Genomic DNA, 24122 nt, shown 5'->3' on the forward strand with positions numbered 1-24122 from the left:
TATTTTATTGAGGATCTGGCCGCAAGGGAAGGCGAACATGCCAGGATACAAGAAAAGCCAGGTCCTTTACCGGGACCTGGCTCCTTTTCATCCGTTCTTATGCCGTCTTGATGACGTTGGCAGCCTGCGGGCCACGCGCACCTTCGACAATCTCGAACTCGACATCCTGACCCTCATTGAGCGTCTTGAACCCTTCGTCCTGGATTGCAGAGAAGTGAACGAAAACATCATCCCCGCCTTCGCGAGCGATGAAGCCGTAGCCTTTCTCAGGACTGAACCATTTTACCTTGCCAACCATAATGATTCCTCCTAGCGTAACGAAAACCTATCAGGTTGCTAAAACATCCTGACTCACTCTCGATTATACTGAGTCGCTACGAGGTTGTCAATGAGATTGTTCCCTGTTAACACAACTGTACTGGGAGAAGACTATCATCCCTCCAACTTGATGGGACGGGGTTGCCAAAGGCCATCGCACACCATAGGAATCCGAGATCAGAGGACTTTCGAGAGGAAGAGGCGCGTGCGTTCCTCCTGCGGATGCTCGAAGACTTCCTTCGGATCGCCCTGCTCGATGATGCGTCCATCATCGACGAAGAGCAGGCGGTCGCCGACTTCGCGGGCAAAGCCCATCTCGTGCGTGACGATGACCATCGTCATGCCCTCTTCGGCGAGCTTGCGCATGACGTCGAGTACCTCGCCGACCATCTCCGGGTCGAGAGCCGACGTCGGCTCATCGAACAGCATGACCTTCGGCTTCATCGCCAGAGCGCGTGCGATGGCGACGCGCTGCTGCTGGCCGCCTGAGAGCTGGCTCGGGTATGCATCCGCCTTGTCGGCCAGGCCGACGCGCGCGAGCAGCTTGCGCGCCGTGTCCTCGGCCTCCGCCTTCGTGATGTGGCGCACCTTGATTGGCGCCAGCATGATGTTGTCGAGGACCGTCATGTGCGGGAAGAGGTTGAAGCGCTGGAAGACCATGCCAACTTCCTCGCGCACCTTGTTGATGTTGGCCTCGCCGTCAAGCACGATGCCATCGACGCTGACCTTGCCGGACGTCGGCTCCTCGAGGTAGTTCATGCAGCGCAGCAGCGTGCTCTTGCCCGAACCGGACGGGCCGATGATGACGACGACTTCCTTCTCCTTGATCGTGAGGTCGATGCCCTTGAGCACCTCGACGTCGCCAAATGATTTTCTCAGATTCTCAATGTCGATCATCCGTCTTGTATCTCCTCTCCAGATATGCTACGAAGCGGGAAATCGTCAGCGTCATGGCCAGGTAGATGACCGCAACGCTGATCCAGATCTCCAGCGAACCATACGTCTTAGCGATGATCAGCTGGCCGCGGCGCGTGAGTTCCTCGAAGCCGATGACGGAGACGAGGGACGAGTCCTTCAACAGGGCGATGAACTCATTGCCGAGCGGCGGGATGACGCGCTTGAAAGCCTGCGGCACGATGATGTAGCGCATCGTCTGCACCCAGGTCATGCCGAGGGAGCGGCCGGCCTCCATCTGGCCCTTGTCAATCGACTGAATGCCAGCGCGGAAGATCTCCGCCACGTAAGCACCCGAGTTGATGCCGCAGGAGCCGATGGCCGCGACGAACGGGTCGACACGCTGGCCCGTGATGACCGGCAGCGCGAAGTAGACCAGGAAGATCTGCACGAGGAGCGGCGTGCCGCGGAAGAAATCGACGTAGATTGCCGCGAGGACGCGCAGGATCTTGATGCGCGAGATGCGCGCGATGCCGACAAAGAGGCCGATGACCACACCGAGGGCTACCGAGAGGGCTGTGATCTTGATCGTGACGCCCGCGCCCACGAGCAGGAGCGGGAAGGAATTCACGACCAAATCGAAGTTAAACTGCATTTGCTTTCACCTTACCATTGGGATTCATAATTATTCATCATCATCAATTGGAAAAACCTGTCTACTATTATATTTCCTGCCCCTGTTCCTGTCAACGGATTGTCGGTGCATTGTCAGCAGGAAAGCAAAACACCACGCCGAAAGCGTGGTGTTTCTTTATGCAGGTTCCGTGATTATTTCTGACCACCGAACCATTTTGCGTAGATCTTGTCGTACTCGCCGTTCTCTTTGAGCTTCTTGAGTGCTTCGTTGATCTTGGACTGCAGTTCCGTGTTGTCCTTCGCCATGGCGATGCCGTAATCCTCAGCCGTCAGCTTCTCTTCGAGTGCCTTGACACCCGTCTCGCCGCTCTTCGTGATGTAGTAGTCATTGACCGGGCGGTCGTTGACGACGGCATCGACACCGTTGCCCTTGAGCTCCATGAAGCAGTCAGCCGGCGTGTTGAGTTCCTTAACCTCTACGCCGCCGAGCTTCTTGACAGCCTCAGCGCTCGTCGTGCCAATCTGGACAGCGACCTTGTGGCCCTTGAGGTCCTGGAAGCTCTTGATGGCCTGCTCATCCGAGCGGACGACCATCGTCAGGCCGGACTGGTAGTACGGGTCAGAGAAGAGCACATTTTCCTTGCGCTCGTCGTTGATCGTCATGCCCGAGATGATGACATCGATGTTCTTGGCCTGCATAGCCGGGATCAGGCCATCAAAGCCGATGTTCTGGATCTCGACCTCATAGCCCATCTCCTTGCCGATGGCACGGATCAGGTCCATATCGAAGCCCTGGTATTCCTTCTGGCCTTCATCCTGGAACTCGAACGGCGCAAAGTCGATGGACGAACCGACCTTGAGCACCTTGGCACTCGAGCCGCTGCCCGACGATGCCGAGTTGCTGCCGCCGCAGCCAGCCAGTGCAAACGTCGCAAAGACGCAGGCTGCCAGAAGGACGAATAACTTCTTGAATTTCATAAAGATTCCTCTCCCTCCATAGCTTTTCAAGCTTTTCATAACTCTTCATGGATTCTTTCAGAGAATGAGGCCCGGAAATGGATCCGGGCCTCGTCGCTCTCACGCGATTCATTATACCATAATCGCGTATATCATGCCAGTCTCACGAAAAAATTTCGACCGACTGCCTCTCAGTGCTGTGCCTTTCTCTTGCTGAAGCAATCGCGGCAGTACACCGGGCGGTCGTTCTTCGGTTCGAACGGAACTTCCGTCTCTTTACCGCACTCTGCACAGACGACCTTGTACATCTGGCGCTGCTCGCCGCCCTCGCGGCTGCGGCGGCGCTTGTCGCGACAATCACGGCAGCGAGCCGGTTCGTTCTCGAAGCCCTTCTCAGCGTAGAATTCCTGTTCACCGGCGGTGAAGATGAACTCCTTGCCACATTCTTTGCACGTGAGTGTCTTGTCCTGGAAAGCCATAAGATAATCCCCTTACTGAAAAATAGAATAACGCATCAGATGTCCGGTTCCCTCAATGCAGTCAATGCAGATATACGAAGAAAATAGAACGTCTATAAGATAGTATATAGGCAAAGTCCGTAAAGTGCAAGTAATTTTTATTTCAAGAGTTTTCTGCCAGTATCGCGCAACAAAAAAGCTGGGGAATCCCAGCTTTTTGTCAGGCAGCCCTGCGGCGCAGCCGGCTCTTTCTCTGCGGACGCAGGATCCGGCAGCTGTTGAGCACAACGGCCAGGGTTGCCGTGTTGTGGATGACAGCCGCCCAGAGCGGATTGATCTTGCCAAGCGCACCGAGCAGCATGGCGCCGCTGTTGACGAGGATCGTCGCCATGAAGTTCTGCTGGACGAGATCCATCGTGCGGCGGCCGAGCTGCAGCGCCTCCATGAGGCGCGACGGATCTTCCGAGTGGATCGTGACGGCCGACGATTCCGCCGCGATATCCGTCTGGCGCCCGCCCAGCGACACGCCGACATCCGCAAAGGCCAGCGCCGGCGCATCGTTGATGCCGTCGCCGACCATCATGACCGTGCCGCGCTGCTTGAGCTTATTGACGTAGCTCGACTTGTCCTCCGGCAGGATCTCCGCATGGTACGAGTCGATATCCATGCTGCGCGCGACTTCCTGTGCCACGGCCTTGCTATCGCCCGTCAGCATGACGATCTCGTCGATGCCATAACGGCGCATCTGGTTGAGTGTCTTCTTCATCTTCGGGCGGATTGGGTCCTCAATGCCGATGACGCCGATGAGCTTCTCGTCGCGGGCGACGTAGAGGAGGTTCTTGCCGAGCAGTCCCGCATCGAGCTGCGCATCATCCGCGATGCCGTTCTCCCGCAGGAATTTCTTGCTGCCGACGCGGATGACGCCTCCCGGGAAGCCGTCAAAATCAGGGACTTCCGCCTGCATGCCGCGCGCCACGATGGTCTTGGAGCTTTTGTGGTGCGGCGTCTGCCAATCGTGCTCCTTGACGTACTTCTGGATGGCGACAGCCAGCGGGTGGACCGAGTGCAGTTCCGCCGAAGCGGCGAGCAACACCGTTTCCTTCTCCGTCACGCCGCCCGCCGTCTTGACGAAAGCGATCTGCGGCACGCCGACCGTCAGTGTGCCCGTCTTGTCGAGCACGACCGTATCCGTCTCGGCCAGGGCTTCAATGTAATTGCCGCCCTTGACCAGGATGCCGCGCTTGGCCGCAGCGCCGATGGCCGCCGAGATGGCCGTCGCCGTCGAGAGCTTGAGGCCGCAGGAGAAGTCGATGAACAGGAGGTTCAGCACACGCTGCCAGTCTCTCGTCGCGCCGTAGACGATGGCCGCACCTAGGAATGAGATTGGCACGAGAAAGTTCGCCATCTGGTCGGCGAAGTTCTGCACGGGTGCCTTGCGCGTCTGTGCCTCCTCGACGAGGTGGACGATATGCGCGAGGCTTGTATCCTTGCCCACCTTCTCGACCGCGATGACGAGCTCGCCCGCCTCAACGACGGAGCCCGCATAGACGGGCATCCCCTTGTGCTTCATGGCCGGATTCGATTCACCCGTGATCGATGACTGGTTGATGGCGGCATCGCCGCGGATAATGCGGCCGTCGATAACGATCTTCTCGCCCGTATGCGCGGCGATGATGTCGCCGGCCTTGACCTGCTCGACCGGCACCTTGCGCTCCACCTCGCCATCGACGAGCCAGACATAGCGCTGGTCGAGGGACAACAAGCCAGAGATCTGCGTGCGGGCGCGCTCGGCCGCATAGCTCGTGAGCATCTCCGCACCATTCGAGATGGCGAGCAGCGTCAGGCTCGATTCCGGCTTGCCGGCGAGCACCGAGGCGATGACGGCCGTAGCCGTCAGTGTGTCGGCATTCGGGCGGTGTTCCTTGACCATGCCCTGCACGCCGTTCTGGATGAACTTGCGCGCGATGGCGAGCACCAGCAGGCTGCGCACGACCTTCATGCTCCAGAAGAGCTGCGGCGACGTGCGCTTCAAGACCTCCATGCCGGCAAAGCTGGCTAGTGAGAAGATCGCATCACGGCGGTATCCCGCCAGGCGTTCCGAAGGCGTCACAGCGGCTTCCTGCACGCGCCGCACTGTCGCGATGGCCAGCTTCTGGATCTCGCGGATGGGCAGTGCCTCCCGATACCATATCTGGACGCGCTTATCCGCAACTGTCACCGCCCGGACCGCGCGGAACCGGCGGATCTTTGCAGCCAGCATCGCGCTCTCTTCGCGCGGCAATGCGGTCTGCAGATGAAGATAACAGCTCCCATACATCATACTGTACGCCATCCTCTCATCAACGACAGAGCCCACCAGAGCATCTGCGCTCCCGATGGGGAAGAATACGTCATGAGCACCTTGCGCAGGCCGCGCAGCGCAAAGAGCAGCGAGACGAGCGAGCTCATGTCGAACCAGCCAGCCGTGTGGCGGTTGATCCAGGCCGAGAACGCGCGGCCGGTATTGCGCACGCTGCGCGTGACCCTGCCGGCATGCGACTCATCCGGCGACGAAGCGGCCTCATCCTCCTCCAAGGCGGAAGAAGCGAAAAGGTGTTCTTTCATCCAGGCAGCCAGGCCATCGACGCGCAAATTGTCTTTCTCATCGAACTCGATGAGGATGCTGCCACTCACCGCATTGACTTTGACGCACTTGACAAAATCCATCGCCGCGAGGCGCTCTTCCAGTAGAGACGCAATCGACGGCGCGATGCGGGCCGCACGGTAGCGGCGGCGCCCCGGCAGCGTCGACACGAGCGCAAAGGACGGCGCGCCTCCAACGGCCGCCGCCTGTCGCGGCAGATTAGCTGCCCTGCCGCGACGTCCCACAGCAGGATTGTCGGATGGAGCTGCAGCGGAAGAGCCGCCGAACATCTGCCGGATGCTCTTGCCGATTGCCGCCCCCATCATGAAACCAGATACGTATGACATTAAGTTACCTCCTTGCATGCGCCATGATATATTCTTCGACCTTGCGCAGGTCGGGATTCCGCCTGAGCGTCTCCGGCTCATAGTGGATGAGGATCGAGCCTGTGACGATGCTCGTCTCCACGCGCGTGAGCTCTGGGAACGCACAAAGCTCACGCTGCACCTGGCGCTCGAGCTCCAGGTTGCCCCGGAGCTTCTGGCTGCGCAGGCGGATGCGCCCAGGCAGATATGAAGCGATCTCGACAGAACGGATGAATAGGTCCAGTTTATTCGTAGGGATCTGCAGACTTCCCATGAGATTCAAGATAGTTCCTCCCTTGACGTATGACAGAATATCATTTACAGAAAGAGACTGCCAAAAGTCTTGGCAGTCTCCCCCCTCATTCTGCAAGAAATCAGTTCTTCTTTGCCTGCTGGGCTGCGATGAGGTCCTCGAGTTCTTCTTTCTGGCGCTGGAGCTCAGCAAGAGGAATCTCGCCTGCCGGTGCAGCCGGCTGCATAGCTGCCATCTGCTGCTCGCGCTCCTGCATGAAGCGGTAGCCAAAGATGCCAGCCACAGCACCTACTGCGAGGCCAATCCAAAAGTCGGTTTTCTGGAACATCGTATCCATCCTCCTTTTCGTTTCTGATAGGCTGTGCTGCCCATCGCTGGAACAAGACAGATGTCTTGCTTTTTTATCTTATCACTAATGGGAATCATTGTCAAAGAATATAAAAATCACGCATGCCTCAGATGAAGCATGCGTGATCTTTATCCTGAATGGCTTTCTCAGCCAATCACATCTTCTTGACAGGGATTGGGCCGCGGGAGAGCGCAATGGCTCCCGTGCGGGCAATCTCGATGATGCCGTACTCCTGCAGGACCTCGCAGAGCGCGTCGATCTTGCTCTGTGCGCCTGTGAGCTCGATGACGATGTCTTCCGGCGTGACATCGACGATGTTCGCGCGGAAGATGTTGACAACGTTGATGATATCGCTGCGCGTCTCGCGCGTTGCCGCGACCTTGATGAGCACGAGCTCGCGCTCGATCGCATCCTCCTCACTGAGGTTGACGATCTTGATGACGTCGATGAGCTTGCTGAGCTGCTGGATGACCTGGTCCAGCTCGCCCTCCGACTCAACAGAGACGACGATGTTGATGCGCGTGACATCCGGCTCTTCCGTATAGCCGGCCGAGATGCTCTCGATATTGAAGGCACGCCGGCTGATGAGGCCCGACACATGCGTCAGGACGCCCGGTTTGTTGTCGACCAGCACGGCAAGCAGGTATTTCTTCATCTTTTTTCCTCCTACACCCAACTACGCGAAATCTCAGAGATAGCCGAGAACCATCTGGTCCAGGCGCTTGCCGCCCGGCACCATCGGCAGGACGTCTTCCTCCTCGGGGATGACGACATCGATGAGCACGGCGCCCTTTTCCGCCAGGATCTCCGGCAGGCGCGTCTCGAGTTCCTCTTTCTTCGTCAGGCGGTAGCCCTTGACGCCCATGGCCTCCGCGAGCTTGACGAGATCCGTCTTGCCCTTGAGCTCCGACTGCGAGTAGTGGTGGTTGTAGAAGAGGCGCTGCCACTGGCCGACCATGCCGAGGATCTCGTTGCGGATGACGACGACCTTGACGTCGATGTCGTTGTCAGCAAGCGTCGCGAATTCCTGGCAGTTCATCATGATGCTGCCGTCGCCCGTGAAGAGGACGACAGGGGAATCCGGACAGCCGATCTTGGCACCCATCGCGGCCGGCAGGCCGTAGCCCATCGTGCCCTGGCCGCCGGACGTCAGGAAGTGGCGCGGCTTGTAGACCTTGAAGAACTGTGCCGCCCACATCTGGTGCTGGCCGACATCCGTCACGCCGATTGCATCGCGGCCCATGAGGCTGCTGACCTTGCTGATGAGTGCGCCCGGCTTGATGGCATCGCCTTCCTCGCGATAGCCGAACGGATGCTTTGCCTCGAGCTCGAGCGCATGCTCGAGCCACGGAGCGAACTTAGAGGCAAAGTCATCCTCGCACGCATTGAGCTTGTCGCGCAGGAGGGGCAGCGACCAGCTGAGGTCGCCGAGCACGCTGTAGTCGGCCTTGACGTTCTTGTTGATCTCAGCGCGGTCAATCTCGAAGTGGACGACCTTCGCGTGCGGCGCGAACTCATCGACCTTGCCCGTCACACGGTCGCTGAAGCGCATGCCGATGCAGAGTAGAAGGTCGCATTCCTGAATGGCCATGTTGGCACCGTACGAGCCGTGCATGCCCGCAAAGCTCAGATAGCCCTTCTCGTCGGCCGGGATGGCGCCAAGGCCGAGCAGCGTTGTCGTGCTCGGCACACCGAGGCGGCGCACGATGTCGCGCATTGGCTCTGAGGTATCCGAGAGGATGATGCCGCCGCCCGCAAAGACGAGCGGCTTCTTGGCCGCGCGGATGGCCTCGACGACAGCGTCAATCTCGCTCTCGTCGCCGATGTTCTCACCGCTGTAGCCGCGCAGGTGCACCGCCTCCGGATACGAGTAGTCGAATTTCGTGTCAAAGACATCCTTGGCCACGTCGACGACGACCGGGCCAGGACGGCCTGTGCGGGCGATGTAGAACGCCTCCTTGAGCACGCGCGGCAGGTCCTCGACCTTCTTGACGAGATAATTGTGCTTCGTGATTGGCGTCGTGATGCCGCAAACATCGGCCTCCTGGAACGAGTCCTTGCCGATATAGGGATTCGCCACCTGTCCCGTGATGCAGACGAGCGGGACCGAATCCGTGTAAGCCGTCGAGATGCCCGTGGCGAGGTTTGTCGCACCAGGGCCGGACGTCGCAAAGACGACACCGACCTTGCCCGTCGCGCGCGCATAGCCGTCCGCCGCATGGACAGCGCCCTGCTCATGGCGCGTCAGGATGTGCGGGAATTTCATTTTATAGACAGCATCGTAGAGCGTGAGCACCGCGCCGCCGGGGTAACCGAATACGACGTCCACGCCTTCATTCTTCAGGCTCGTGAGCACAGCCTCTGCACCATTCATCAACAAGTGAAAGCCCCCTTATATCTTGAATTCAACAAATGACCAATTGAAAATGGGATTCTTTAATTATACAACAGGAGTATACAATATTACAACCGAAATAGCCAAGTTTTCTCAGAATGGAATCCCATGCCACTCAGCGATGGTCGCTGGCAAAGACGAGCGCATCGACGCGCGCAGCCCCGGCTTGGCACAGGACAGCAGCACAGCCAGAGAGCGTCGCGCCCGTCGTCAGGATGTCGTCGAGCAGCAGGATGTGCTTCCCCCGGACGTCTGCGCCTGAGGCCAGAGAGAACGCGCCCTGAAGACTCTTCCTCCGCTCCTGCCGCGCCATCTTGTAGAGTGGCTCCGTCTTGCGCGTGCGCACGAGGGCCTGCTCCATGGTGATGCCGTGTGCGCTGAGCCATTCCCCGAAAATCAGCTCGACCTGATTGAAGCCGCGCTGGCGATAGCGCGCTTCATGCAGCGGCACCGGCACAGCGACGTCGACGCCCTCAGGCAGCACGAAGCTGCTCGCCTGCAGGAACGAAGCAATGCACGGCAGGGCGCTGCGCTTCTTCCTGTACTTGAGCGCATGGATCAGGCTGCGCAGGCCGCCGCGGTAAATGCCGAGCGCCCATACCGCCCCGATGAACCGCTGCGATAGAGCGGGCAGCAGGATGGCATGAGGCTGCTGCGCCTCCTTCATGCAGGCGGGGCACCAGTCGCCGAGCTGCTCGACGTAAGCGCGGCAGACCGGGCAGCGCGGCGGGAAGAGAAAGTCCAGGACAGACTGGATAACACCCTTTCCCATCGCATCATCTCCTCATCTGCTAACCGGCAGGAATCAGTGGCCAAAGAAGCGATGCTTCGGCTTCTCGCTCTCCCAGGCCATGACGGCCTCAAGGACAGAGCCGCCGATGCAGCGCGCCTTGTCCGAGATCGTGTAGCACTCTTCCTGCCCCATCGTCGGGTGGATGTCAGCGATCTTCTGACCGGCCTCGACCTTGCTGCCATCGTAGATGGCGCCGCGCAGGACGCCGTCGATCGTCGCCTTGATCTCGACGGCCTCGCCGTCCTTGACGTGGAGCTGTCCGATGACCTCGCCCTGCTTGACCATCAGTGAGATCGTGCGCAGCATCTCGACGCGTCCGTCGGCCGGGGCAAAGACGAGATGCTCGATGTTCGGGTTCTCTCCGACCGTGCCATTGCCGTGGTCGAGGTCCTTCGAAGAATAGCCTTCGTAGATCAGGCGGCCGAGATTGTGACCGCGTCCCGTCTCCACGACGGTATCGACATCGCGGCCCGCGCAGAAGCCCGGCCCGAGCGCTATCGTGTGCTCAGCCAGGCCCTTCTCCTTGCCGTGGTTCTTGTGGGCGACGATGGCGTCGATGAGCACATCCGGCTTGAGGGCAGCCACGCACTTGGCCTCCGGATCGGCGATCATCATGATCTCCCCCTTCTTCAGTCGCTTCTGCGCATCCTCGATGCTCTTGGCCCGATAGCATTTGACGCGCTCAACCTCCGACTCACCGCGGTACATGGCATCCGAGAACGTGACCTTGCGCCGCGTCGCCGTCGGCTTCTTCTGTTCGAGGATCAGAACGCGGAATCCCGCGCGATGAAGGCAGTGCGCAATGCCGCTGCCCAGTTCGCCGCCGCCGCGGACAATGATCAGGTGTTTCATAGATGGAACCTTCTTTCCCTAAAGTCTTTCCTCTATTATACTATAAATTGACACAATCTACCTGAAATAATTTATTTTTGTCAGCCTTGTGTAAAGCATTGCAATTGTCTGACACACGTGTTATAATATAACTGTAAAGAGGAGATGGACAAGCAAACCACCGCCGAGTAGTCCTGGAGGTCGAAAGATAGAAGGTGCATGTCCTGCCGAAAAAGGCGCTCTTCAAAACCTTACACGAAAGGATGTGGATGGTTATTGAAGATTATGATGAGCAGAACTTCTCTCCATCCTGACTAGCAAGCGCACTGGTGAAGTACAAGAATATCCATAGCGCGGGGAATGCACGTAATGATGGCCAGGGGCCGCCAGTCGTGCTCGATGCCAATGGAAGTCTGGAGCGCAACGTCAGTAACTGGATTGAAGGAACGCAACCCTGGGTAACGGTAAATCATCGAGAATCCATCGAGAAGTAGTCGGTATCTCCTATGTTATCGGTAACGGACCAAGATGAACCAGATGTGCACAACGTGATTTTGAGATCACAACTGTTTCAGCTGAGCATGATGAGATATTTGCAAAGTTCCTGTTCGCGAGGGAAATTTGCTAGATGACAACAGAATATTGAAGAAGGATCACATTATTTATGGTTAACTACGTATAAAGCGGCTTACATTTACGAGAGAAATGTAAGCCGCTTTTGTTGTGCCGATTCGGTTGTATTGCCAGGATATCTGCTCAGGCACTCAAGATCGTAACGACGCCTCAAGAATCTTCATACGGGCGCACGCGCAGCGTCAGGCCGCGTTCCTCGCAGATTTTTCGGCACTTCTCAATCTCCTCCGGCCCCTCGACGTGGTCGACGATCGTCAGGACGACATTCGGCACGTAGGGCTTGCAGTGCTGCGCAAAGGTCAGCATCGCGTCGTACGACTGGACGCCGAACTTCGCGCGCGTGAGCTCGAAGTAGCGCTCAGCGTTCGACGCGTTGAGGCTGATGGAGACTGTGTCGAGGATGCCTTGGAATTCCGAAGCAAACTCGCGGCCGTTCTCCAATTCGCCGAGGCCGTTCGTGTTGAGACGCGTCGGCAGTTCCGGATGATGCTGCTTGACGTAGCGCAGGAGCTCTAAGAGCACATCAAGGCGCATCGTCGGCTCGCCGAAGCCGCAGAAGACGACCTCCTTGATGTAATCCCAGGGAACTGTATCGAGTGCGGCCTTGACCTCCTCGACCGTCGGCTCCTTGCCCTTGAACCACAGCGAGGACTGCTCGGCCATGTGCTTCATCGTGCGCAGGCAGAACGTGCAGGCGCAGTTGCAGTGGTTCGTGATGTTGATGTAAAGGTTGCGCTTGCCTTTCGGCTGCACGCGCAAGGATTCATCGAGCGGCAGGTACTTGCCGCCGGCATGCGTTGCATAGACAATCATGGAAATCCCTCCCAAAAACAAAAGAAAACGCCTCAGCGAAGCTCGGTCAGGTACTCCTCAAACGGCAGGCCGTAATTCCATGGCAAGTCGAGCTCCAGCGCATAGGCGAGACAGCGGCTGATGAAGGAAGCGGCCTTCTGGACGGCTGCCTCCAGCTCCTCGCCGCGGATCAGGCTCGCCGCAACGATGGCGGCGAAGGCATCGCCGCTGCCGCTGCGGTCGCCGCCAATCTTCGGCGCGCGCACGATGGCGATTTTGCCCTCCTCGTAGAGAAAGTTCTTGATGGTGTCACCCTCGTGGAGCCCCGTGATGACGACCTGCTTCGGTCCGCGCGCCGCTAGGGCCTCTGCCATCTCGCAAAGCTCATCGTCCGTGACAATCCCGTCCGTGGGATACGGGATGTCGAGCAGCTGGCAGGCCTCTGTGAGGTTCGGCGTGACGAGGTCCGCTACGCCGAGCAGGCTGCGCATCTTGTCGCACATCTCCTGCGTGTACGACGGGTAGAGCTTGCCGTAGTCGCCCATGACAGGGTCGACCATGACGCGCGTCCCCGCCCCCTTGAAGCGCCGGATGAAGTCGAGCACGATGGCTATCTGCTCGGCCGACCCCAGAAAGCCCGTGCAGATGCCGTCGAATGCGAGCCCATTCTTCTCCCAGCTCGCGATGTACGGCGCCATGCGCTCCGTGTAATCGTCGAGGTAATGGTCGGGAAAGCCCGTGTGGACCGAGAGGATGGCTGTCGGCAAGGGACAGGCCTGTATCTTCATGGCCGATATGAGCGGCAGTTCCACCGTGACAGAACAGCGCCCGAAGCCAGTGATGTCGTTGACGAGCGCAATTCGCTTTTGTCGTTTCATTTCTCTATCTGCGTCCTCCCCTGCCTGTTTCAGCGGTTGTCGACCTTATCCATGGCGACGAGGTCGTGCTCCATGAAGCGGTGCTCCGCCAGCCGCTCGTACTTCGTATCCGGACGGCCATAGTTGGCGTACGGGTCAATCGAGATGCCGCCGCGCGGCAGGAACTTGCCCCAGACCTCGATGTACTTCGGATCCATGAGGCGGATGAGGTCCTTCATGATGACATTGACGACGTCCTCGTGGAAATCGCCGTGGTTGCGGAAACTCACGAGGTAGAGCTTCAGCGACTTGCTCTCGACCATCCGGCGGCCCGGGATGTACGAGATATAGATGGTCGCATAGTCCGGCTGACCCGTGATGGGGCAGAGCGCCGTGAACTCCGGGCAGTTGAACTTGACCCAGTAATCATTGTCCGGATGACGGTTCTCGAACGTCTCGAGGATCTCCGGACAGTAATCGTAGTGGTATTTGACATTTTTCTTGCCGAGGAGCGTGATGTCCTCCTGGGATTTATCGCGTGACAATGAGCGTCCCTCCATATATCCATTGAATCGTAATCAGTAACGTCTGAATCTATAACTCCTATCATAGCGAATCCTAAAAAAATAATCAAGCATGCTCGTCACACCGAGCATACGCCGAGCGTACACCGAGCATACACCGAGCATACAAAGAGCCCCGCACCCAATCCGAGGATCGTGATGCGGGGCTCTCGTTGCTCAGTCTTATCAGGCTCAGTGATTGAAGATATTCTTCAGGGCCTGCTTGTTGACATCGCGGTTGAGCTGTGCGAGATACGTCGTCAGCTTGATGTTCTTCGGGCAAGCTTCGACACAGTTCTGGCTGTTGCCGCAGCTCGTGATGCCGCCCTTCTCCATCAGTGCGTTCAGGCGCTTCGGAGCGTCGAACTTTCCGAGCGGATGGAGGTTGAAAAGGTAAGCCTGTACCGTCGGAGCCGGTCCGATGAAGTCGGACTGCGGGCCGACGTTCGGGCAGGCCTCGAGGCAGCAGCCGCAGGTCATGCAGTGCGAGATCTCGTAGGCCGTCTGTGCCGTGTACGGGTTCTGGATCGGAGCATCCTTGACCTCCCACGTGCCGTCGACTTCGACCCAGCCGTGGATGCGCTTGAGGCTCTCGAACATGACGGAGCGGTCGATGAGCAGGTCGCGGATGACCGGGAACGTGCGGGCCGGCTGCAGGTGGATTGGCTGCTTGAGCGTATCAACGAGCGTGCAGCAAGCCTGGCGAGCCTTGCCGTTGATGACCATCATGCAGGCGCCGCAGACTTTCTCGAGGCAGTTGCATTCCCACGTCACTGGCGGGACTTTCTTGCCGTCGACCGTTACCGGGTTCTTCTGGATTTCCATCAGGGCAGCAACGATGTTGAGGCCCGGACGATAGTCGATCTCGAACTCCTGGTTGTACGGCTTCTCTTTCGGGCCGTCCTGGCGCTCGACGATGATTCTGACTTTTTTCTGTTCTGCCATTTCTATTTGTCCTCCCTCTTACTCTTTCTTAGCTACGGCATAGTTGCGCAGACGCGGCTTGATGAGAGAGTGCTCGAATTCACGGTAGGAAACGACCGGCTCTTCCTTCTCCTGGTCGAAGGTAACGATGGTCGTGCGCATGAACTTCTTATCGTTGCGCTCGAAGAATACGAGGTCGTCGTTGCCGTCATCCGTCGTGCCACGGCCCGTCTCAGCGTCGAAGTGGAACTTGCCGTACTTCTTCGTGAGGGCTTCCTTGAGCTGGTCGTCCATCTTATCGTAATCGGACTTCAGGACGATCTTCGCATGAGCACCGCGGCTCTCGTCACGCTGCAGAGCGGACTGCGTGATGGCCATCGCATAGATGATCATGTTGCGCAGCTGGCGGACGAACATCGCTTCCTGGTTTGCCCAAGTGCCGTGGTCCGTAACGCCGATGTTGTCCCAGCGCTTGAGGATTTCCTTGAGTTCCTTGACGCATTCTTTGAGGCCGTTGTTGTCGCGCTCGATGGAGACGTACTTGTACATGATGTCGCCGAGCTCATGATGGAGCTTATGCGCATTCTCCGTGCCGTTCATGTTGCGGATCTTGTCGAACTCTGCGACGCACTCCTGGCGGGCAGCCTCGAGCTCTTCTGCCGTCAGGGCAGAGCCGAGCTTGCCGCTGCGTGCGAGGCGCAGGGACTCTGGGCCAGAAATCGTGCCCGAGTACGTTGCCGACAGCAGCGAGTTTGCACCGAGGCGGTTTGCGCCGTGGTACTGGTAATCGCACTCGCCGGAAGCGAGGAGGCCCGGGATGTTCGTGTGATGCTCGCGATCGACCCAGATGCCGCCCATCGAGTAGTGGATCGACGGGAAGATCTCCATCGGGACCTTGCGCGGATCCTGGCCCATGAAGTCGCTGTACATCTCAAGGATGCCGCCGAGCTTGCGCTCGAGGTAATCAGCCGGGATGTGCGAGAGGTCGAGGTAGACGCGGTTCGGGTTGTGCATGCCGAGGCCCATGTGGACGACGACCTTGTAGATGGCACGCGATGCAACGTCACGCGGTACGAGGTTGCCGTATGCCGGGTACATATCCTCGAGGAAGTACCAGCGCTCTTTTTCGCCCGTCTGCGGGTTCTTGCGGTAAACCCAGACGCGGCCGCCCTCACCGCGGCAAGCCTCGGACATCAGGCGGTTCTTGTCGGAACCCGGGATAGCCGTCGGATGGATCTGGAGGAACTCCGGGTTGCCGAGCTCAGCGCCCTGCTGGTAAACAGCGGAAACAGCCGAACCGTTGCAGATCGTCGAAGCCGTGCAGCGGCCGTATACCTGGCCAGGGCCGCCCGTTGCGAGGATGACAACGTCAGCCGGGAACGAGACGATCTCATTGGAGTTCATGTTCTGCGCGACGATACCGCGGCAGATGCCCTCTTTGTTCTTGATGATCTTGATGAATTCCCAGAACTCATACTTCTTGACGCCGCCCTTTACTTCCCAACGGCGAACCTGCTCGTCGAGAGCGTAGAGGAGCTGCTGGCCCGTCGTGGAGCCAGCGAAGACCGTGCGCTTGTTCTTCTGGCCGCCGAAGTTACGGAGGTCGAGAACACCTTCAGCCGTGCGCGTGAACGGCACGCCCATGCGGTCGAACATCTTGATGAGCTTCGGTGCAGCTTCGACCATGCCCTTGACAGCGAGCTGGTCAGCGAGGAAGTCGCCGCCGTAGACCGTATCATCGAAATGCTCGTAGATCGAGTCATGCTCACCCTTCGTGTCCATGCAGGCGTTGATGCCGCCCTGTGCACAGAGGGAGTGGGAACGCTTGACCGGGCAGTAAGAGAAGAGGTCAACCTTGCCGCCGCCTTCGCAGATCTTCAGCGTAGCCATGAGGCCCGAGAGGCCGCCGCCTACGACAATAATCTTATTTTCTGGTTTCTTAGCCATTTATATTCTCCTTTTCTTACACAGCGTATCGGGGCTTACATGACAAAGTAGCTTGCCATGAACGCAATCGTGACAAGGCAGAGGAATGCGCAGAGGCACATCGAGAGAACGTTGATGACGTTCTGGATGCGCGGGCCCTTGGCGATGCCCCAGGTCATGCAGAAAGTCGTGATACCATTGCAGAAATGGAAGATAGCTGCGAACATGCCGATCGTGTAGAGCAGCGTCGTGATCGGGCTGCTCGTGAAGAGCGTATGCAGCAGCTCATACGAGATCGGCGTGCCGTTGATGGCCTTCGTGAAGATGCGCAGGTAGAACACATGCCAGATGAGGAAGATGACGAGGAACCATGCCGTCCAGCGCTGCAGAGCGAACTGCCAGTTGCGGACGTAGCCGTAGCGGCCCGGGTTGTTCTTCGCCTGAAGGGCGATGTAGATGCCGTAGATGGCATGGAAGAGGATCGGCAGTGCGACACCGAAGATCTCCAGGCCGAGGAAGATCGGATGCGGGATGAGCTCCATCATGGCCAGAGCACCGTTGAGGGACTCAGCACCGCCGAGTGCACGAGCATTCGTAATGATATGCTCGAAGAGGAAAATGCCGATTGCCAGCAGGCCGACTAACGAGTGCAGACGGCGCAGATAAAAAGTTGTATGGAACATTCTATACCTCCTGTTGATTCTTGAAAAAGAAAGGAAGCCTTCAAGCGAGCCTCCCAAAAGCTTCCCATCTTCTCTCGTTATCAGTAACCCTTCAGGGTACGATACTTCTCCTGGTTGACATCGTAAAGGTTATTGCCTTCGCAGTCGATGACAACAATAGCTGGGAAATCCTCAACGGTCAGGCGGGCAAGTGCCTCCGGGCCGAGTTCTGGGTAAGCGAGAACTTCGTACTTCTTGACGGACTTCGCGATGAGCGCTGCGGCACCGCCGACAGCAGCGAAATACGTAACGCCGTTCTTCTTCATGGAATCGACGACTTCCTTCGAACGGGAGCCCTTGCCGATCATGCCCTTGATGCCCTGCTCGAGCATCGTCGGCGTGTAGGCATCCATGCGGCCAGAAGTCGTCGGGCCGCAGGAGCCGATCGGATCACCCGGTTTTGCCGGAGTCGGTCCGAGGTAATAGACCATCTTGTTGTGCCAGTCGATCGGCAGCTTCTCGCCTTTAGCGAGTGCCTCGCACATCTTCTTGTGCGCAGCATCGCGTGCAGCGTAGATCTCGCCCGTGATGAGAACGCTGTCGCCGATCTTGAGCTTGTGGGAATCTTCTTCCGTGAACGGGGTATGGATGCGAATAGGTTCTGCCATGATTATCTCTCCTCCTGATAGTTTTGCTCAGTCTTTCGACAGATCAAAGAACGCGCTTTGCATGACGGCATGCATGGCAGCAGATCGTCACAGCGACCGGCAGGCCGGCGATGTGCGTCGGGCCCCACTCGATGTTGACACCGAGGCAGGACGTCGTGCCGCCGAGCTGCGGTCCAATACCCGTTTCATTGATGAGCTCGAGGAGATCGTCTTCGAGTTTCGCATATTCTGGCATCGGGTTATGCGAGTCGATCGAACGCGTCAGGGCAATCTTGCTCATGACAGCGGCGCGGTCCATCGTGCCGCCGATACCGATGCCGACGACCATCGGCGGGCACGGGTTCATGCTGGCATGCAGGATGATCTCCATGACAGCCTTCTTGACGCCCTCAAGGCCGTCAGCCGGTACGAGCATCTTGATGCCGCCCTTGTTCTCGGAACCGAAGCCCTTCGGCTCAACCGTGATCTTGAGCTTGTCGCCCGGAACGATCTTCGTGTAGATGACGCCCGGCGTGTTGTTCTGGGTGTTGACGCGGTTGAAGATTGGCTCTGCAACGACCGATTTTCTCAGGTAGCCTTCCGTGTAGCCCTTGGCGATACCGTCGTTGACTGCCTCTTCGAGGTCGCCGCCGACGATGTGGAGGTCCTGGCCTACCTCGAGGAAGACGATCGTCATGCCGGTATCCTGGCAGTACGGGCGATCCTCATCGCGTGCGATTTCCGCATTCTTGATAATCTGGTCGAGTACAGCCTGGCCAACCGGGGACTTCTCCGTCTCGCGGCCCTTCTTGAGGCCCTCATAGACATCTTTCGGCAGGTAATAAGCCGCCTCCTTGCACAGCTGTGCAACGGTTTCCGTGATTTGTTTTGCGTCGAGTTCTCGCAAAGTGATCCCTCCCATAAATACAACTTATCACACATCTGTGGTTCATCATAACACATTTTATAGCGGCTTTCAAGCATTTCTGAAAGCCCGCGAACCCTTGAAAAAAGCGAATCGAGTTCACTTTTTTGCCTCTCTGCGATCAGCCACAATGTGATGCTTGTCACTCAGATTTTATATTAGTGATTCGCCTTTAAAATCCTTCTTTCGCGCAAGAAAAATTTTATTTCGGGAACGATTATCGATAGGATTATGGAATTATTTACTCCATGCATGATGATGTTGCAAAAAAATCATGCAAAGCGGATCAGATGGCAGGCTGGGGCTTTGCCCTGCTCGAGCTCCATGACGAGGAAGGAACCCTGCATCGCATCGCGCGGGCGCGCGACACTGCCCGGATTGAGCACAGTGATGTGCCCCGTCGAGATCTCTGCGACATGCGTGTGGCCGTAGACGGCGATATCACAGCCCGATTCGCCGGCTGCATCGCAGAGCATCTTCGTCGTGAAGCGCACGCCGTACATGTGGCCATGCGTCAGGAAGATGCGGTGGCCGGCCGCCTCCACGACGTCGTCGTAGCGGGCACCGGGCTCCGGCCAGTCGCTGTTGCCCGCAACATAGCGGACCTTGGCCTTCCCTTCCGTCACCATGGCCAGGTACTCTGCATCCGGCGTGATGTCGCCCGCATGGAGCCAGAGCGCCACGCCCTCTGCCGCCGGATGGGAAAGCATCCGGTCGATGGCACGCGTCGAGCCATGACTGTCACTTACGATACCGATCTTCATCTCAAGCGCTCCTCCAACTCCTCGACCATCGCGCGCAGCGCCTTGCCGCGGTGACTGATCGCGTCCTTCTCCTCAAAGCTGATCTCAGCCATCGTGCGGCCCGGGTAGTCTTCGGTGTAGAAGTACGGGTCGTAACCGAATCCGTTCTCCCCCTTTGCCACCATGCGGACTGTGCCGTCGCAGCGACCCTCCGTCACGAGGCTCGTGCCATCCACATCGACGAAAGCGAGCGCGCAGCGGTAGTCAGCAGGCGACGACTCGACACCGGCTTTCCTTAGCTCTGCGAGCAATTTCTCGTTGTTCGTCGCATCGTCGGCATGGAAGCCGGCGAAGCGCGCCGAGAAGATGCCAGGCTTTCCGCCGAGCACCTCGACCTCCAGGCCGGAATCGTCGGCGAGGCAAGCGCAGCCCGTCTGCTGCTGGTAGAACGCCGCCTTGATGCGCGCGTTCTCGGCAAACGTCTTGCCGTCCTCCACGGCATCGGGCAGTGCGCCGAATTCCGCCAGGGATACGACCTCAACGGGCAGATGCGAGAGCGCCTCGCGCATCTCGCGGACCTTGCCCTTGTTCTTCGTTGCAATCACGATCTTCTTCATCTTCTCACCCTCTTTGAATCAGCCTTCCCGGCCGACGAGCCAGACGAGCTCGCCGCCGAGCACATCCTTCTGATACGAGATGAGCTCCCGGCAGCCCTTCTCACCGAGCGCCAAGAGTGCGCCGAGCTCCTCGTGCGTGAACGGACGGCCCTCGCCCGTGCCCTGTACCTCGACAAAGCGCCCTGCGCCCGTCATGACGACATTCATATCGACGATGGCCCGCGAGTCCTCCTCGTAGCAGAGGTCGAGTATCGGCTCGCCCTCGTGGCTGACGCCGACGCTGATGGCCGAGAGGAAGTCCTTGACGGGGAAGATCTTGCCCTTCTCGTAGAACGAAGCGCACGCCTCGACGAGCGCAACAAAAGCGCCCGTGATGGAGGCCGTGCGCGTGCCGCCGTCCGCCTGGATGACATCGCAGTCAATCATGATCGTGCGCTCGCCGAGTGCCTTCGTGTCGACGACGGAGCGCAGGCTTCTGCCAATCAGGCGTTCGATTTCCTGCGTGCGTCCCGACTGCTTGCCGCGCACGGCCTCGCGCTGCGTGCGCGTCTCCGTGGCACTCGGCAAGAGCGAGTACTCCGCCGCGATCCAGCCCTCGCCCGTACCGCGAAGGAAAAACGGCACGCGGTCCTCGATGGAGGCCGCGCAGATGACCTTCGTGTTGCCCATCTCGATGAGCACCGAGCCTGCCGGGTACTTCTGGAAATGACGATGTATCTCATACGGGCGCAGGGCGTCTGCCATGCGCCGATCCGTTCTTGTCATGATGAACCTTCCTCTCTTTCACATCTTGCACTGGAACAAAAAAGAGGTGCCTACCTCGAGTTTTCGCGGTACAACACCTCTCCCGCTGCCGGGCAGCGGTCTTTATTTCTGCGACTCCTGATACTGTCTGTAGTTCTTGATGATGCAGATCGGCGTCTTCTGGCTCGCATTGCCGAACGGGTTGTCGATGAGCAGCTTCGCTGCCATCTGGCCATCAACCTTGTCCGTCACGCCGACGACGCGGGAGCGCTTGAGGTCGTTGACATCCGCGATCATCGCACCGAAGCAGCCGAGACGCTGCTGGATCTTCTTGACGACCTCATTCGGGTCCTTCGGGCCGTAGACGATGCACTTGTCGAACGGCGGCATCGTGCCCGTTACATCATCGATGAGTGCCGTCTGCTCACCGCCCCACTTGTAGAAGAGGCCGCTCTGGCCGACGAGCTTGCCGAGGAAGCCAGCAAACAGCGCAAAGGCCACACGCCACTTGCCCTCGACGTCCATCAAGGACTGCATGCCGTGCGGCGATGCCAGGCTGCCGTAGTCCGGAATGAAGCGGCAGCAGAACTGCGCCACACGCGTGATCTTGAGGTCTTCCGGGCGCACGAAGCGGCCCTGCGTGATGGCGACGACACTCTCTGCCGTGCAGAGCAGGTCATCCGGGCCGATCTTGCCCTTCGTATAGCGTTCAATGCTGTCGACAATATCGTCTTTCTCGGTCAGGATGCGCGTCGGGACCGGGATCAAATCGAGTTTTGCTTCTGCCATGATAATTCCTCCCTCAGTCCTTCACGAGTTCCACACCGGCGAGCTTGGCGATCTCCTCAGCGGAGAGCGTCAGACGGACCTTCGTGTAATGCCACGGCGTGCGGCCCGTCTCCATCCAGATGACATCGAGCGGCAGGTCGACCATGTGCGAGAGCGCTTCCTTGAGCGTCATGCCCTTGCGCGGCGTCAGCTTGACCTTCGCGAAGATGTTGAGCTTGTCCTCGTGGTTCGGGTCGCCGAGCTTCTGGATCAGCACGGCCTCGAAGTAATCGTCCTCGCGCGGTTCACCCTCGCGCTCCGCCTTGCCACGTGCCTCGATGCCATCGTACTGCTCATACGGCAGCTGCGGGCGCACGAGTGCGTCCATGATGGTGGCGCACTGCTTGCCTTCATTGACAAACGTCAGTTTTTTCGAGATCACGATTGCGTCGTCCGTCTGCGATTCCACCACGAAAGGCGCATCCGTCTTGACGACAATCTTCTCCTTGCCTGCGATGCAGAGATACAACTTCGCCACGATGACCGCAGCGACGATCAGGGCAATGATTGCATATAATACCGTCACGTTGATTCCTCCTGATTCTTTCTATCCAAAAATAAAACAAAGTGATGACCGGCTCATTTCCGGCGCGATGCAGTTCCTTGTGCCTCTTTTGCCTGCATTTCCTGCCAGTCGGCCTCGTCAGCCATGGCCTGCTGGAGCTTTGCGTAGTACTTCTCCGGCAGGCGCGTGATCTTGCCGCTCTCGCGATGCGTGAAGACGTTCTGCGTGAAGCCCGTGACCATGAGCTCGCCTGTCGCCTTGTTGAAGACGCGGTACTGGAAGGCCATCTTCGCTTTGGTCAGTGCCTTCGGGCGCGTCTCGATGCAGATGTCGTCGTCAAAGCGGCCCGGCGACACATACTTGGCCCGCACTTCCGTAATCGGGAAGACATAGCCGTCCTCCATCATCTCCCCCAGCGTGATGCCGTACTTGCGCAGATATGCCACGCGTCCCGTCTCGAACCAGCGGATATAATTGGAATGATGCACGACAGCCATCGCATCCGTATCGTAAAAATTCACATGATGCTCGGTAATGATGGGCAAGAGAACCCCTCCTCCAAATCGACTTTGTGATTTCCTTTACAAACACATTCTATAGCCTAGAACAAAAGAGTGGGAAAGTCAAGATTTTCAGAGGAATATTGCCCATTCCGCTAAATCCAGTGAATTCAGTGAATCTCGTAGACGAGGTCGAGCCGCTCCATGTAGCGCGCGATGCGCGCAAGCTCTGCCGCATCCTCGACACGACGGCCGGAGTAATAGTAGTCGACCGTCTGGGGCAGATTCTCGAGCCCATGACGCGCATCGAGCTGGCGCATGAGCTCGCGCACCGTTCCCTCATTGCCGTCGACGAAGTGCATGTTCTCCGGCATGATCTCGCGCATCGTGTCCTTGAAGTAGTTGAAATGCGTGCAGCCGAGCACGAGCGCCGAGTAATCCGCAAGCGGGAAGCGGCCGAGCTCCTGCTCAAGGTACGCACGGACCGCCTCCGAGCGGAACTCCTCGCGCTCCGCGAACTCCACGAGGCGCGGCAGTGGCAGCAGGTCGACGAGATGGTCCTTATCGAAGCGATCGATGAGGATCTGCATCTTCTTGCCGTGCACCGTGATTGGCGTCGCCGCCACGAGCACGCGGTGCTCGCCGTCGAGGTCCAGCGCCTTCTTGGCCGCCGGCTCCATGCCGATGATCGGGATATCATAGCGGTGACGCATCTCGCGGACCGCCACCGACGTCGCCGTATTGCAGGCGACGACAATTGCCTTGACATCGCAGCCGACGAGAAAGTCGAACGCCTGCTGAACAAAACCCATGACCTCTTCCCTCGTCTTGACGCCATACGGCACGTTGTCCTCATCCGCGTAGAAGACGAACTGCTCATTTGGCAGCACGCGCATCGCATGGTGCAGCACCGAAAGCCCGCCAATGCCCGAATCAAAAAACGCAATTTTCATTGCCAACAGCCCCCGAATCGATTATAATAAAGATAAATAAGGTGGCACCGCCTAGCGGCAGCCCTCTATAGTAGGTTTATCTAAAAAACCGCCTACAGCGTCCAACTAGAAGGCGGGTCTTTTTATGCCTCAGTTCATTATAGCAGGTCTAGTTTCGTACTGCAATGGCGGACAGCCCGCTTCGAGTTGACAGACTTGTGCTGTTTTTGCTATAATAGGATTACTGTATATGGAGAGGTGTCCGAGTGGTTTAAGGAGCCGGTCTTGAAAACCGGTGATGCAGCAATGCACCGTGGGTTCGAATCCCACCCTCTCCGCCATATGGAGTGGTACTCAAGAGGCTGAAGAGGACGGTTTGCTAAATCGTTAGACTGGGTAACCGGTGCGGAGGTTCGAATCCTCTCCACTCCGCCACGAAGAAAAATAAGGAC

Annotated in this window: 28 protein-coding genes and 2 tRNA genes; 2 read left to right on the forward strand and 28 right to left on the reverse strand. The window is 58.2% G+C overall.

The features are described from left to right. Window positions 1–97: 97 nt before the first annotated feature. The 28 genes from QDI87_RS05785 to murI all read right to left on the reverse strand — a co-directional run bounded on the left by QDI87_RS05785 (window position 98) and on the right by murI (window position 23691). Entirely contained in the window at window positions 98–298 is a 201-nt protein-coding gene (locus tag QDI87_RS05785) for a cold shock domain-containing protein (RefSeq protein WP_005841449.1), read from the reverse strand. Window positions 299–495: 197 nt separating this feature from the next. Continuing rightward, window positions 496–1215 (reverse strand): amino acid ABC transporter ATP-binding protein, encoded by a 720-nt coding sequence (locus QDI87_RS05790; protein ID WP_036374071.1) that lies wholly within the window; start codon window positions 1213–1215, stop codon window positions 496–498. After that, window positions 1202–1867 carry an amino acid ABC transporter permease gene (locus QDI87_RS05795; RefSeq protein ID WP_036374074.1) on the reverse strand — a complete coding sequence of 222 codons (666 nt, stop codon included), beginning with the start codon at window positions 1865–1867 and terminating at the stop codon, window positions 1202–1204. The genes QDI87_RS05790 and QDI87_RS05795 overlap by 14 nt, the downstream gene beginning before the upstream one ends. 173 nt (window positions 1868–2040) lie before the next feature. Next, window positions 2041–2826, reverse strand: a complete 786-nt coding sequence (locus QDI87_RS05800) for a basic amino acid ABC transporter substrate-binding protein (protein ID WP_036374077.1) — start codon at window positions 2824–2826, stop codon at window positions 2041–2043. A gap of 170 nt (window positions 2827–2996) precedes the next feature. Further along, on the reverse strand, window positions 2997–3284 hold the full coding sequence (locus QDI87_RS05805; RefSeq protein WP_036374080.1) for a zinc-ribbon domain containing protein: 288 nt from the start codon (window positions 3282–3284) through the stop codon (window positions 2997–2999). 199 nt (window positions 3285–3483) lie between these two features. Next, entirely contained in the window at window positions 3484–5583 is a 2100-nt protein-coding gene (locus QDI87_RS05810; protein WP_036374083.1) for a heavy metal translocating P-type ATPase, read from the reverse strand. Then, on the reverse strand, window positions 5580–6233 hold the full coding sequence (locus QDI87_RS05815; protein WP_036374086.1) for an HMA2 domain-containing protein: 654 nt from the start codon (window positions 6231–6233) through the stop codon (window positions 5580–5582). Before QDI87_RS05815 ends, QDI87_RS05810 begins: the two co-directional genes overlap by 4 nt. Before the next feature lie 4 nt (window positions 6234–6237). After that, window positions 6238–6525 carry an HMA2 domain-containing protein gene (locus tag QDI87_RS05820; protein ID WP_404810287.1) on the reverse strand — a complete coding sequence of 96 codons (288 nt, stop codon included), beginning with the start codon at window positions 6523–6525 and terminating at the stop codon, window positions 6238–6240. Window positions 6526–6625: 100 nt separating this feature from the next. Next, complete coding sequence (locus QDI87_RS05825; RefSeq protein WP_036374092.1) at window positions 6626–6832, reverse strand: hypothetical protein; 207 nt, start codon at window positions 6830–6832, stop codon at window positions 6626–6628. A 175-nt stretch (window positions 6833–7007) separates the two neighbouring features. After that, on the reverse strand, window positions 7008–7508 hold the full coding sequence (gene ilvN / locus QDI87_RS05830) for an acetolactate synthase small subunit (protein ID WP_036374094.1): 501 nt from the start codon (window positions 7506–7508) through the stop codon (window positions 7008–7010). 33 nt (window positions 7509–7541) lie between these two features. Continuing rightward, complete coding sequence (gene ilvB / locus QDI87_RS05835; protein ID WP_036374097.1) at window positions 7542–9227, reverse strand: biosynthetic-type acetolactate synthase large subunit; 1686 nt, start codon at window positions 9225–9227, stop codon at window positions 7542–7544. Between the two features lie 136 nt (window positions 9228–9363). Continuing rightward, entirely contained in the window at window positions 9364–10020 is a 657-nt protein-coding gene (locus QDI87_RS05840) for a ComF family protein (protein ID WP_051652130.1), read from the reverse strand. A gap of 33 nt (window positions 10021–10053) precedes the next feature. Then, entirely contained in the window at window positions 10054–10893 is an 840-nt protein-coding gene (gene yqeB / locus QDI87_RS05845) for a selenium-dependent molybdenum cofactor biosynthesis protein YqeB (RefSeq protein ID WP_036374099.1), read from the reverse strand. 762 nt (window positions 10894–11655) lie between these two features. After that, window positions 11656–12318: a TatD family nuclease-associated radical SAM protein gene (locus QDI87_RS05850; protein ID WP_036374102.1), complete on the reverse strand. Its 663-nt coding sequence runs from the start codon at window positions 12316–12318 to the stop codon at window positions 11656–11658. Window positions 12319–12350: 32 nt separating this feature from the next. Continuing rightward, on the reverse strand, window positions 12351–13175 hold the full coding sequence (locus tag QDI87_RS05855; protein WP_036374103.1) for a pyridoxamine kinase: 825 nt from the start codon (window positions 13173–13175) through the stop codon (window positions 12351–12353). Between the two features lie 29 nt (window positions 13176–13204). Next, on the reverse strand, window positions 13205–13699 hold the full coding sequence (queF, locus tag QDI87_RS05860) for a preQ(1) synthase (protein ID WP_036374105.1): 495 nt from the start codon (window positions 13697–13699) through the stop codon (window positions 13205–13207). Window positions 13700–13909: 210 nt separating this feature from the next. Beyond that, the gene (gene sdhB, locus QDI87_RS05865; protein WP_005841427.1) at window positions 13910–14662 is read right to left on the reverse strand and encodes a succinate dehydrogenase iron-sulfur subunit; all 753 of its coding nucleotides are present in this window, start codon (window positions 14660–14662) and stop codon (window positions 13910–13912) included. A gap of 18 nt (window positions 14663–14680) precedes the next feature. Then, window positions 14681–16588 carry a succinate dehydrogenase flavoprotein subunit gene (gene sdhA / locus QDI87_RS05870; protein ID WP_036374108.1) on the reverse strand — a complete coding sequence of 636 codons (1908 nt, stop codon included), beginning with the start codon at window positions 16586–16588 and terminating at the stop codon, window positions 14681–14683. A gap of 35 nt (window positions 16589–16623) precedes the next feature. Continuing rightward, complete coding sequence (locus QDI87_RS05875) at window positions 16624–17250, reverse strand: succinate dehydrogenase (protein WP_036374111.1); 627 nt, start codon at window positions 17248–17250, stop codon at window positions 16624–16626. An 80-nt stretch (window positions 17251–17330) separates the two neighbouring features. Then, window positions 17331–17897, reverse strand: coding sequence for a Fe-S-containing hydro-lyase (locus QDI87_RS05880; protein ID WP_036374114.1), 567 nt, complete (start codon window positions 17895–17897; stop codon window positions 17331–17333). A gap of 43 nt (window positions 17898–17940) precedes the next feature. Continuing rightward, complete coding sequence (locus QDI87_RS05885) at window positions 17941–18783, reverse strand: fumarate hydratase (RefSeq protein WP_036374117.1); 843 nt, start codon at window positions 18781–18783, stop codon at window positions 17941–17943. 290 nt (window positions 18784–19073) lie between these two features. Continuing rightward, a complete protein-coding gene (locus tag QDI87_RS05890) occupies window positions 19074–19565 on the reverse strand; it encodes a YfcE family phosphodiesterase (RefSeq protein ID WP_036374120.1) in 492 nt (163 codons plus the stop codon). After that, window positions 19562–20161 (reverse strand): XTP/dITP diphosphatase, encoded by a 600-nt coding sequence (locus QDI87_RS05895; RefSeq protein WP_036374122.1) that lies wholly within the window; start codon window positions 20159–20161, stop codon window positions 19562–19564. Before QDI87_RS05895 ends, QDI87_RS05890 begins: the two co-directional genes overlap by 4 nt. An 18-nt stretch (window positions 20162–20179) precedes the next feature. Further along, a complete protein-coding gene (gene rph / locus QDI87_RS05900; RefSeq protein ID WP_036374125.1) occupies window positions 20180–20926 on the reverse strand; it encodes a ribonuclease PH in 747 nt (248 codons plus the stop codon). Window positions 20927–21028: 102 nt separating this feature from the next. Beyond that, the gene (locus QDI87_RS05905; protein ID WP_036374127.1) at window positions 21029–21694 is read right to left on the reverse strand and encodes a F420-0--gamma-glutamyl ligase; all 666 of its coding nucleotides are present in this window, start codon (window positions 21692–21694) and stop codon (window positions 21029–21031) included. Window positions 21695–21707: 13 nt separating this feature from the next. Further along, window positions 21708–22259: a hypothetical protein gene (locus QDI87_RS05910; protein WP_081828378.1), complete on the reverse strand. Its 552-nt coding sequence runs from the start codon at window positions 22257–22259 to the stop codon at window positions 21708–21710. A gap of 53 nt (window positions 22260–22312) precedes the next feature. Then, on the reverse strand, window positions 22313–22783 hold the full coding sequence (locus tag QDI87_RS05915; RefSeq protein ID WP_051652131.1) for an acyl-CoA thioesterase: 471 nt from the start codon (window positions 22781–22783) through the stop codon (window positions 22313–22315). Between the two features lie 125 nt (window positions 22784–22908). Then, window positions 22909–23691: a glutamate racemase gene (gene murI, locus QDI87_RS05920; RefSeq protein WP_036374131.1), complete on the reverse strand. Its 783-nt coding sequence runs from the start codon at window positions 23689–23691 to the stop codon at window positions 22909–22911. Between the two features lie 231 nt (window positions 23692–23922). On the opposite strand from murI, the gene QDI87_RS05925 reads away from it, so the two are divergent. Further along, window positions 23923–24011, forward strand: a tRNA-Ser gene (locus QDI87_RS05925). 3 nt (window positions 24012–24014) lie between these two features. Beyond that, window positions 24015–24105, forward strand: a tRNA-Ser gene (locus QDI87_RS05930). Window positions 24106–24122: the final 17 nt, after the last annotated feature.

Source organism: Mitsuokella jalaludinii, from assembly GCF_928722185.1.
Classification (GTDB): Bacteria; Bacillota; Negativicutes; order Selenomonadales; family Selenomonadaceae; genus Mitsuokella; species Mitsuokella jalaludinii.